This window comes from uncultured Tyzzerella sp. (assembly GCF_963558545.1).
Lineage (GTDB): Bacteria > Bacillota > Clostridia > Lachnospirales > CAG-274 > Tyzzerella.
Genome location: NZ_CAUWHO010000019.1, coordinates 23,891 through 35,499 on the forward strand (window position 1 = coordinate 23,891; position 11,609 = coordinate 35,499).

Genomic DNA, 11,609 nt, shown 5'->3' on the forward strand with positions numbered 1-11,609 from the left:
TTTTATGTCAGAAGATACTGTTATAAATATAATGCAGATGGCTATAAAAGCAGTTATATTTGCTTCTGCACCACCTTTATTATTAGGTCTTATAGTTGGTATTGTAGTTAGTATAATACAAACGATAACATCTATTAATGAGCAAACTTTAGCATTTATACCTAAAATTTTAGCTGTTTTTTTATCATTAATAATATTTGGACCATTTATAATAAACACAATAAAAGATTTGTTTTTGGCCTTATACATAGACCTTGCTAGGTTTGTACATTAAGGAGAGATAAAAATGAATTTAGAAAGTAGCCAAATTTTAATTGATATATTTAATAATACTGATTTATATATGTTAATTTTTGTAAGAATTATAGGATTTTTAATATTTATACCCGTTATAGGGGGAAACAACGGTGTAGCAATGGTAAAAATAGGACTAGCTATGGCTATATCTGCTATAATATTTACATCTGGAAATATTACAGAATTTGCATATATTAACAGTATAATGGGGTACTTTATGTTAATTCTAAAAGAATTTTTTGTAGGTGCTATAATAGGATATATAGTATTTTTTGTATTTAGTTCTGTTTATTTTACAGGACATATGATAGACCAACAAATGGGGTATTCTATGGCTAGTGTATTTGACCCAGTATCTAATACACAAGTACCAATTACTGGTAATTTATACTATTTTTCATTGTGTGCTTTATTTATATTAAATAGAGGGCATCATATGCTTATTAATGCAATATTTTATAGCTATAAATCATTGCCTATTGGTAAAGCATATATATTAGGTAATAATGGATTATTTTTTGGTATTATAAATATAATGATTGAGTTTTTTAAGATAGGATTTTTATTTGCCTTACCTATTATAGGGACAATATTAGTTATGGATATTGCGCTAGGGGTTTTAGTAAGAGCAGTGCCTAAGATGAATGTTTTTGCGGTTGGTATGCCGCTTAAAGTTATAGCGGGATTACTAGCTTTATGGGTTATAATGCCAGTATTTTCTGAATTATATTATAGGATATATAATGTAATATCAGAGTTAATATTAAATTCTATAAAGGTTATGATGCCATGATAGTTTCTAAAGTAAAAGATAACAATAGTTTTTATATTAATATTAATTTAAGTTTCTTTGATGGTGAAAAAACAGAAAAAGCAACACCTAAAAAGAAACAAAAAGCAAGAAGTGAAGGTCAGGTAGCAATAAGTAAAGAAATTGCTACAGCAATAACATTAATACTAGGGTTTTTAAGTTTAAAAGTTTTAGGAAAGTTTATGTACAAGCAGATAGCTAGTGTAATGAATTTTAATTTTACACTAATCGAAGATGCTAATAATATAATAAGTCAGGATTATTTGTTAGATTTATTTATTTATTTGATAACTAGATGTATAATAATAGCAGGACCTATTTGTATAATAGCTATGTTGATTGGGATAGTAACAAATCTTTTACAGGTAGGTTGGCACCCAACAACGAAACCTTTAAAGCCTAAGTTTGATGCTTTTAACCCAGCAACAGGTTTTAAAAGATTATTTTCTTTTAAGCAAGTAGTAGATGCTGTTATAGCTATTATAAAACTAGTGTTTTTAACAATAGTTATATATAACTCTGCAAAAGGTGAAGTGTATCAGTTAAGAAATATTATATATATGGACTTGTTTTCTGCTGTTCTATATATAAGTAACCTTTGTGTAGATATAGGCTTAAAAGTAGGGTATTTTTTTATTATAATAGCTATTATTGATTTTGTTTACCAGAAATATTCTCATAATAAAAAGCTTAGAATGAGTAAAAAAGAGGTAAAAGATGAATATAAAGAAGTAGAAGGGGACCCTATTATTAAAAGTAAAATTAGACAAAAAATGAGAGAGTCTTCTTTAAGAAGAATGATGCAAGAGGTGCCAACAGCAGACGTTGTTATAACAAACCCAACTCACTTTGCTGTTGCGATAAAATATGATAGAGAAAAGGAAGGAGCACCGATTGTTTTAGCTAAGGGTGTAGACCATTTAGCACAAAAAATAAAAAATGTAGCTAAGGAAAATAAAGTTGAAATCGTAGAAAATAAGCCTTTGGCAAGAGCTTTATACAGCACAGTAGATGTTGGTAAAGAAATACCTCCAGAGCTATATCAGGCAGTGGCAGAGGTACTTGCATTTGTTTACAAGCTTAAAAATATGGTTTAGCTTTTAATATAGATTTTATGGAGAATTTTTTATGAAAATAAAAGAAGCATTTTTAGGTATTTTTATTATATTAATAGTATTAGTTTTAATCATACCAATACCGTCATTTTTACTTGACTTTTTATTTATGATTAATATATTTTTTGCTGTTTTAATTCTTTTAGATGCTATATATTCTAAAAAGGCTCTTGATATGAGTATGTTTCCTACAATACTATTGGTAACAACATTATTTAGAATATCTTTAAATTTATCATCTACAAAACTTATCCTTTTAGAAGGTGATGCAGGAGAAGTTATAGAAACATTTGGTAACTTTGTTGCTGGTGGTAATATGGTTGTAGGTGTAATTATATTCTTAATACTTGTTTTAGTAAACTTTATGGTTATTACAAAAGGGTCTGAGAGGGTATCTGAAGTTACAGCTAGGTTTACACTTGATGCTATGCCTGGTAAACAGATGGCCATAGATGCAGACTTAAATACAGGGCTTATAAATGATGATGAAGCTAAAGCAAGACGAAAAGAAATACAAGATGAAGCATCATTTTACGGAGCAATGGATGGGGCAGCTAAGTTTGTAAAAGGTGATGCAATAGCAGGTATTATAATAACTATAATAAATGTTGCAGGTGGTATAACATTGGGTATGACTGGTCTTTCCACAGGGGTTAAATTGCCTTTTGGAGAAGCAGTACAAATATATACACTTATGACTATAGGTGATGGACTAGTAGGGCAAATACCAGCTATATTAATATCTACAGCTACTGGTATATTAGTTACTAAGTCTAGCGAAGAAGATGGGATTACATCATCTATTACTAAGCAATTATTTAGTATACCTTTAACTTTATATATAGCAGGGGCAGTTATGATAGTACTAGGGTTTACACCACTTCCTACTATGTTTTTTGTGCCTTTTGGTATAGCGTTAATATTCTGTGGATATCAGCTTGATAAAGCACAAAAAGTACAATCTATTACAGAAGAAATATCTACAGAAGATGAAGAAGTTGAAGAAATTAGAAGACCAGAAAATGTTATTTCATTATTAAATGTAGACCCTATTTTATTAATATTTGGGTATGGTCTTATACCTTTGGTTGATAGTAGCCAAGGGGGAGATTTACTAGATAGGGTTGTTATGATTAGAAGACAGATTGCTCTAGAGCTTGGGGCAGTAGTTCCTATTATAAGGCTTAGAGATGACATAAAACTTGCACCTAATCAATATAAAATATTGATAAAAGGGGTAGAGGTTGCAGAGGGTGAAATATTATTTGACCATTATATGGCTATGAATCCTGGTTATATTGATGAAGAAATAGACGGTATAGAAACTATAGAGCCTTATTTAGGGTTACCAGCTTTGTGGATAACAGAAACTCAAAGAGAACGTGCAGAAGCTTTAGGTTATACAGTTGTAGACCCTCCAGCTATTATAGCTACTCACTTAACAGAAATAATAAGAAATAGCTTAAATGAGTTATTATCAAGACAAGATGTACAAACATTAATAGATAATGTTAAAGAGCAACATCCTGTTCTTGTAGATGAGTTAATGCCTAAACTGTTGGGTATAGGTGAGGTTCAAAAAGTTTTAGCTAATTTACTTAAAGAGGGTATATCTATAAGAGATTTGGTAACTATACTAGAGACATTAGCAGACTATGCTCAAGTAACTAGAGATACAGATATGCTTACAGAATATGTAAGGCAATCTCTTAAAAGAAATATATCTCAAAGGTATTTTGCAGATGGAGAGAATAAGGTTATTACGTTAGACCCTCAACTTGAACAAGAGATAATGGAGAGTATCCAACATTCAGAGCAAGGTTCTTTTATAGCATTAGAGCCAGAAAAAACTCAAATGATATTTAATAGCTTAAATACTCAGTTATCAAAGCTTACATCTCTTGGTATACAACCAATTATTCTTACATCTCCTGTTGTTAGGATTTATTTTAAAAAATTGGTAGAGCAAATAGCACCAGATTTAATTGTTATTAGCTACAATGAAATAGACCCTAGAACAGAAATTCAATCTATTGGAATGGTGGGAATTTAATGAAAATAAAGAAGTATCAAGGTGAGACAGAAGAGCAAGTCATAGAAATGGCTAAAGAGGAGCTTGGAAATGATGCTATTGTTCTTAGTATAAAAAAAATTACACCTACAGGTATATTTTCTATAATAAAGAAACCTTATATAGAGCTAACAGCTTCCTATGATGAAAACAAGGTGAAAATAGAAGAAAAATCTAAAAACTTTTTTGTGGATATGAAAACAAAAATGTCTTCTAATAATTTAGAAGATAAGCTTAAAGAAAAGGAAAACACAATAGAAAAGTTGGAAAAAAGAATATCCGAGTTAGAAGGATATTTAGAAAAGGCTATGAAAAGTCTATCGCTAGAAAAAGATTCTAATAAGATAAAGTATAAAAATCAACTAGTACAATTTATATACGAAATGTTAATATCAAAAGGTGTACACACATCAGTGTGTGATGATATATTAGAAGGTATTGATAAAGAAGAAAATCAAAACATTGATTTAATAGTTAAAGTGGTATATAATAAAATAGTAAAAATATTAGAAAATTCAGCTTGTAAAGAGCTAGCTGTAGAGAGTAAAAATAATAGTAACGAAGCAAAATGTGTAGTTTTCTTAGGGACAACAGGCGTTGGGAAAACTACTACTATAGCTAAATTATCTTCGGATATAATTATTAATAATGGTAAAAAAGTTGGATTTATAACATCTGATACTTATAGGATAGCTGCAGTAGACCAGCTAAAAACTTATGCTGAAATACTAGGAAGCCAAGTAGAAGTTGTATACAGTGCAGAAGACGTTAAAGAAAAAATTGATAAATTAAAACTTATTAATGATTACATTTTCTTTGATACTGCAGGTAGGTCCCACAAAAACCAGAAAAATATGAATGAGATAAAAGAATTGTTAAAAGAGATAGATAATCCAGAAGTGTATCTTGTTATTAGCTCTACAAATAACTTTGAGGATGTAGAAAATATAATTAATACTTATTCTAAATTCTCAGAATTTAATATTATTTTTACCAAAATAGATGAAACGGATACAGTAGGTACAATATTAAACATAGCATATAAAACAAATAATAAAATTGCTTATGTTACAGTAGGTCAAAATGTACCATCAGATATAGAAAGATTTTCTGGAGAAAAAATTGCTAAAGTATTATTAGGGAGTATGTATAAATAATGGATCAAGCTAAGGAACTAAGAAATTTAATAAATAAAGGGCAAAATTTAAATTTAAAAAATAATCTTAATTCTAGAGTTATAACTATTAGTAGTGGTAAAGGTGGAGTTGGGAAATCTAGTTTTTCTGTAAACTTAGCAATATATTTAGCAAGTTTAAAAAAACGTGTTTTAATAATAGATGCAGATTTTGGACTAGCTAATATAGAAGTACTTTTAGGAATAAGACCTAAATATAATTTTTATAGTATGATAAAAGGAGAAAAAAATATCTCAGAAATAGTTACAGAAACAGATTATAATATAAAATTTATATCAGGTGGTAATGGATTAAGAGAACTTTCTACTATAAATAGTGCAGAAATAAGATACTTTATAGAACAATTTGAGTATCTTGATAAGATAGCAGATATAATAATAATTGATACAGGTGCTGGTATAGCACCAAGTGTTACTAGTTTTTTAATGGCATCTGATGAAAACATTATTGTTACAACACCAGAACCAACATCTTTTACAGATGCATACACACTTATAAAAATAATAAAAGAGCAAAATAAAAATATAGATAAGATAAATGTTGTTATAAATAAGGCCGATGATAAATATGAGGCAGATAGAACTATTGCAAAAATATCTTATGTTTGCAGTAAATTTTTAGGTGTTAATGTAAAAAATATAGGGCATATACCATTAGATACTGCTAGTATAAAAGCTATAAAACAACAAAGACCTGCTATATTATCTTTTCCAGAAAGTGATTATTCAAGAGCTATAAAATCTATAGGTGATGTATTATTAGATAAATCTCCAGTAGATAATAACACTGGGATTAAAAGTTTTATGCAAAAATTAGTGCATATTTTTAATAGATAAATTAAAACTGTAAAAGCATATTAATATAATATTTTTATAATTAGGTATTTATTTAAATTTACTATAAAATATATAATAGATTAAGTTTTACAAAAGATAGGGGAAGTTTATTATGATAAGTTCTGGTTCTTTAATAGTTGGTATGGCAGATATGAACATTGCTAAAGATAAAGGGGTATTAATAACATTAGGTTTAGGGTCTTGTGTTGGTATAGCTTTGTATGACCCTGTTGCTAAGGTTGCAGGGCTTGCTCATTGTATGTTGCCAGATAGTAAAGAAATAAAAAATAACACAAATATTGCTAAATTTGTAGATTTGGCTACTATAAAGCTTACTAAAGATATGATAGGATATGGAGCACAGCAAAGTAGAATTGTTGCTAAAATAGCAGGAGGTGCTCAAATGTTTGCTTTTGGCTCTACTCAACAAAATATGAGAATAGGTGATAGAAATGTTGAGGCATCAGAGCGTATGTTAAGAAGGCTTGGAATAAGAATACTTGCTAAAGATGTAGGTAAAAACTTTGGTAGAACTGTGGAATTAGATTCACAAAGTGGAAAATTTACTATAAAAACTATTGAACACGGAACATATACTATATAAAAAAGGTGGTATTTATGTTGGAAAAGCTTAAAATAAAAATAACAATACTTGCAAGCTTAATAGTTACAGCATATGCTTATTTATATAAAATAGATTTTTTAAAAACTTGTTATACAATAATAGTAACTATTGTAGTTTTTTATTTAATAGGTGGTTTTATTGAACTATTTTTACAAAAGCAAATTGAAGAAATTAAAGAAAATAAAAATTTTGAAGAAGAAAACTTCGATGAAATAGAAGAAGTTGAAGAAATTATTAATACTGAAGATGATAGCATACAATAAGTATAAAGTGTGGTGAATAATTTTGGAAGATATTAAGCTATGGGAAGAATATACAAAAAATAAAAGTCCTGAAATAAGAGAGGATATAATAAATAAATATGCAAGGCTTGTAAAAATTGTAGTTGGTAGAATGAATATATACACTAATTCTCAAATAGAATATGAAGATTTAATAGGCTACGGTATATTTGGTCTTATTGATGCTATAGAAAAATTTGACTATAAAAAGGGATATAAGTTTGAAACATATGCTTCTCTTAGAATAAGAGGAGAAATTATTGATAATATTAGAAAATTAGATTGGATACCACGTTCTTTAAGGCAAAAAAATAAAATTATAGAAGATGCTATAGAAAAATTTGAACTGCAAAATGGCGATAAACCTACGGAAGAAGAATTATCAAAAATTTTAGATATGCCTATAGAAAATGTAAAAGACTATTTAAAAAATTATTCATTATATAATCTAGTATCTTTAGATGGATACTTAGAGCAAAATCACGAAAAACCTGTAGATAGTTTAATAGAAAATGAAAAATATTTACCTGAAAAAGTTTTACAAAAAAATGAAGAAAAGAAAATATTAATAGAAGCTATAAATTCTCTTACAGAAAAACAAAAGCAAGTTATTACATTGTATTATTATGAGGAGCTTACTCTTAAAGAAATTAGTAAAATATTAGGAGTTTCAGAATCTAGAGTTTCTCAAATACATTCTAATTGTATGAAAATATTAAAAAATAAATTAGGTAAAAACTATAATATTCTATATTTATAATATATAAATTATATATACTTGAAGATAGGGGTTTTTATGGTAGATATTTTTGATAGAATAGAATTTGAAGATGATGGAATATACTGTTTAGTAGATTATAAAAAAAATAATCCTAAAGGATTTATAACAGATTTAATAAAAATATACAATATACAAGAAGTTAATCATATACAAATAGAAAATGATATAAATGACAAAAAGGAAAAAGTTTTAATAACAAGAGATATAGATGCTATTAATATAAATGAGCGTATAGAAGTTATCATATCCAATGATAAATTCGTTGCAGAGGCTAAGTTTTACCCTCCTATTAAAAATGGAAAGTTATTAACTAAAAAAGATATTTTAGAAGAGGTATATAATTTAAATATTACATTTGGGTTAAATCTAAAATTTATAGATGATTTTATAGATAATAGAGATTACGAAAAAGTATATATAGTAGCTGAGGGTATATATCCTCAAAAAGGTAAAGATGGATTTTTGGAGTATTGTGTAGATATAAACGAAAAGAAAATAAAACCTAAAATTTTAGAAGATGGAACAATAGATTATAAATCTTTAAATTTATTTGAACCTGTATTAGAAGGAACAATACTTGCAATACAGGTAGAGGCTATAAATGGTGAAAATGGCAAAAATATATATGGAGATATAGTAGTAAGCGAAGAGGTTAACCCTCCACCTGATTTGCCTAAAGGTAAAAATACAGAAATATCAAGTGATGGCAAAAGATTAATATCTACTATAAATGGGTATGTTATTTATGAAAAAAATCTAGTAAATGTACTACCTATTTTAGAAATAAAGTCAGATATTAATAATAGTACTGGAAATATAGATTTTGTAGGAAGAGTTATTGTTAGAGGAAATGTTTTAAGTGGCTTTACAATAAATGCAGAAGGCGATATAGATATTTATGGTTGGGTAGAAGGAGCAACAATAATATCAGAAGGTAATATTTTTATTGAAAAAGGTATTCAAGGTGCTAATAAGGCAAAAATTGTAGCAAATAAAAATATTAGCTTAAATTTTGTTGAGAATGCAACACTTATAGCCGAAGGAGATATAAGTGCAAGCTCTATTATGAACTGTAGCGTATTATGTAATGGGAATGTTAGTATAATAGGTAAAAGGGGCTTAATGCTTGGAGGTAAAGCTATTATAGGTAAAGATTTAATAGCAAAGGATATAGGTTCTAATATGTCTAACAATACAGAAATTACAGTGGGTGTAAATTATAAAGTATTAAATAAATATGAAGAATTGGTAAAATTAATAGATAGTTTATCACAAAGATACAATAGCTTGGATAAGATAGTAGAAAAACTATCTAAAATGGATATTAATTATTTATCAGATGAGAAAAGAGCGCTTTTTGAAAAATCTGTAAAAGAAAGATTGGAAATAAAAAGAAAAATACTAAAATGTAAAAATGATTTAAAGATTATAATACCATTTTTTACTAATAGAATGGGAAAAATAAAAGTTTTGAATAATCTTTATGGAGGAACAAAAATAGTAGCTAATAATGCTATTATTTTTATAAAAGATGACATAAAAAGTTGTACTTTACAAAATGTAGAGGGCAAAGTTAAAGTTTTTAGGTAAAGTGTAAGGGGTGTTTATATGGATATAAGACCTGTTGATGTTCAGATGTTTATAAATAAATCTTCACAAATAAATAGAAATGAAGATAATAATCAAAAAAACTTAGACCAAAATTTAATGTTTTCTGAGCATTTAAAAAAGAATGTAGAAACAGATAATAAAAGAACTATTGAAAGCAACAAATCGGAAGAGCAAAATATTAATAAAGATGGCAAAGGTAATGGAAGCCATTATAAAAATAATAAAAATAAAAAAGATAAAGAAGTAGATAATAAAAATAAAAATAAAAGTAAAAATAATGAATTAAGTTTTTTAGATATAAGTATATAGAGGTAAGTATTATATGGAGATATTTAATTGGATTTTTATATTTGTAATGATTATTGGATTTATAATGATTATTGTATCTATTATAAATATTAATAAATATAATAATGCTACACCTGTATCAAGTATAGATGGCTATATTAAAGAAATGAAAGAAGCTATAGACCAAGCAGATTTGGCTATAGATGACTTAAATTTAATGTCTGAAGAAGTTTTTAAAAGATTTGATGAAAAGCAGAAGCAACTATTATTCATATATGATGCCATAGAAAAGAAAAAAAATATGAGTAGTGGTGGTAAATTTGATATAAAAATAGACGAAAATATATCAAAAGATATTAATAAAGAGGATATTAATAAAAAAAATCATATGAGCTTACATCCAATGGCTGATGAAGTAAAAAAACTTCATAAAAATGGTATGTCAGTATCGGATATAGCTAAAAAATTAAATATAGGTAAAGGTGAAGTAGAGTTAATAATAAATCTTGGAAAGGGTAATTTATGAGAGAAAAAAATATTTTTTTAATGGGGCTAGGGACAGGATTAGTAATTGTATCTATTATTTCTCTTTTTTTATATAACCTTTTAAAACCATATGATAGCCATATGGAAAATAACATAACCTCTACAACAACAGAAATTATAACAGAAGCTACAACACAAGATGTATCTAGCACAGAAATATCTAGTATAGAAATGTCTACTAAAGAAATGAAGATAGATACTACTATACAAACAACTACTAAAAACCTTGAGTTATCTTCTAAGCCTAATTTAGAAATAACAACAAGTAAGCCCTTAAAAATAGAAAATTAATAAGTATGTTAGGGATATTATACCTCTTTACAATATATGAATTATTATGTATACTATGTTTATATATTAAAATAATAGAGGCATATAGCAATTATTTCCAGTATAAAAATTAATTTTCAATTATTCAAAAATTAAGGAAGTGATTTAATGAAGATAGAAAAGATAAATGAAAATCAAATAAAATTTTTACTTACAAATGAAGATTTACAAGAAAGAGAAATAAAGCTATCAGAGCTTGCACAAGGGTCTGAAAAAGCTCAAGCTTTTTTTAGAGATATAATGACAGAGGCTATGTTAGATTGTGGCTTTGATGCAACAAATGCACCTCTTATGATAGAGGCTATGCCAGTTACTATGGATACAGTTATGATTATTGTATCTAAAGTTGATAAAGGTATGGATATAGATAAGGTTGTATCTTTAACACCTAAAAGTATGGAAGAAAGAAAATACAAACAAGGTAGTATAAAAATTTTTGAAGATACAACGGAAAGCAACAGCATAATAGAATATGATGAAGTTTATATTTATTCATTTAAAAATTTAGATGATATAATAAAATTATCAGAAAGACTATACAGCACATACGAAGGAGATAGTATACTCTATAAATATCAAGATAGGTATTTCCTATCATTACAAAAAAATTCATCTTTTATAAATAGTCTAGAGCCTGTAATATCTGAATACGGAGAAAAGCATATATCTAATATTATTTCTAAGTATTATTTAGAAGAACACGCAGAAGTTATTATTAAAAGTAATGTTTTAAATATATTAGCTACAATTTAAGACCTAAAATTATTTTTAGGTCTTTTTATATGCCCAATATGTTACCAAATATTTTGTTAGAATGTATA

The 11,609-nt window shown here is 27.1% G+C and carries 14 protein-coding genes; all 14 read left to right on the plus strand.

The genetic code is table 11. The features are described 5' to 3' along the window. The first annotated feature begins 4 nt into the window (after positions 1–4). The 14 genes from fliQ to R5Z65_RS04615 all read left to right on the plus strand — a co-directional run bounded on the left by fliQ (position 5) and on the right by R5Z65_RS04615 (position 11,541). A complete protein-coding gene (gene fliQ / locus R5Z65_RS04550; protein ID WP_317367331.1) occupies positions 5–274 on the plus strand; it encodes a flagellar biosynthesis protein FliQ in 270 nt (89 codons plus the stop codon). Positions 275–286: 12 nt separating this feature from the next. Further along, entirely contained in the window at positions 287–1,090 is an 804-nt protein-coding gene (gene fliR / locus R5Z65_RS04555; RefSeq protein ID WP_317367332.1) for a flagellar biosynthetic protein FliR, read from the plus strand. Further along, on the plus strand, positions 1,087–2,205 hold the full coding sequence (gene flhB / locus R5Z65_RS04560; protein ID WP_317367333.1) for a flagellar biosynthesis protein FlhB: 1,119 nt from the start codon (positions 1,087–1,089) through the stop codon (positions 2,203–2,205). Before fliR ends, flhB begins: the two co-directional genes overlap by 4 nt. Positions 2,206–2,236: 31 nt before the next feature. After that, positions 2,237–4,276 (plus strand): flagellar biosynthesis protein FlhA, encoded by a 2,040-nt coding sequence (gene flhA, locus R5Z65_RS04565; protein ID WP_317367334.1) that lies wholly within the window; start codon positions 2,237–2,239, stop codon positions 4,274–4,276. Beyond that, positions 4,276–5,451 (plus strand): flagellar biosynthesis protein FlhF, encoded by a 1,176-nt coding sequence (gene flhF / locus R5Z65_RS04570; RefSeq protein WP_317367335.1) that lies wholly within the window; start codon positions 4,276–4,278, stop codon positions 5,449–5,451. Before flhA ends, flhF begins: the two co-directional genes overlap by 1 nt. Next, positions 5,451–6,326, plus strand: a complete 876-nt coding sequence (locus R5Z65_RS04575; protein ID WP_317367336.1) for a MinD/ParA family protein — start codon at positions 5,451–5,453, stop codon at positions 6,324–6,326. The genes flhF and R5Z65_RS04575 overlap by 1 nt, the downstream gene beginning before the upstream one ends. A 112-nt stretch (positions 6,327–6,438) precedes the next feature. Next, positions 6,439–6,930, plus strand: coding sequence for a chemotaxis protein CheD (locus R5Z65_RS04580; protein WP_317367337.1), 492 nt, complete (start codon positions 6,439–6,441; stop codon positions 6,928–6,930). A 14-nt stretch (positions 6,931–6,944) separates the two neighbouring features. Next, positions 6,945–7,214: a hypothetical protein gene (locus R5Z65_RS04585; RefSeq protein WP_317367338.1), complete on the plus strand. Its 270-nt coding sequence runs from the start codon at positions 6,945–6,947 to the stop codon at positions 7,212–7,214. 22 nt (positions 7,215–7,236) lie between these two features. Beyond that, entirely contained in the window at positions 7,237–7,992 is a 756-nt protein-coding gene (locus R5Z65_RS04590; protein WP_317367339.1) for a FliA/WhiG family RNA polymerase sigma factor, read from the plus strand. A 36-nt stretch (positions 7,993–8,028) separates the two neighbouring features. Further along, entirely contained in the window at positions 8,029–9,603 is a 1,575-nt protein-coding gene (locus R5Z65_RS04595) for a FapA family protein (protein ID WP_317367340.1), read from the plus strand. An 18-nt stretch (positions 9,604–9,621) separates the two neighbouring features. After that, entirely contained in the window at positions 9,622–9,933 is a 312-nt protein-coding gene (locus tag R5Z65_RS04600; RefSeq protein ID WP_317367342.1) for a hypothetical protein, read from the plus strand. 13 nt (positions 9,934–9,946) lie between these two features. Then, positions 9,947–10,438 (plus strand): helix-turn-helix domain-containing protein, encoded by a 492-nt coding sequence (locus R5Z65_RS04605; protein WP_317367344.1) that lies wholly within the window; start codon positions 9,947–9,949, stop codon positions 10,436–10,438. Further along, entirely contained in the window at positions 10,435–10,749 is a 315-nt protein-coding gene (locus R5Z65_RS04610) for a hypothetical protein (protein WP_317367345.1), read from the plus strand. The genes R5Z65_RS04605 and R5Z65_RS04610 overlap by 4 nt, the downstream gene beginning before the upstream one ends. Positions 10,750–10,896: 147 nt before the next feature. Continuing rightward, a complete protein-coding gene (locus R5Z65_RS04615) occupies positions 10,897–11,541 on the plus strand; it encodes an adaptor protein MecA (RefSeq protein ID WP_317367346.1) in 645 nt (214 codons plus the stop codon). Positions 11,542–11,609: the final 68 nt, after the last annotated feature.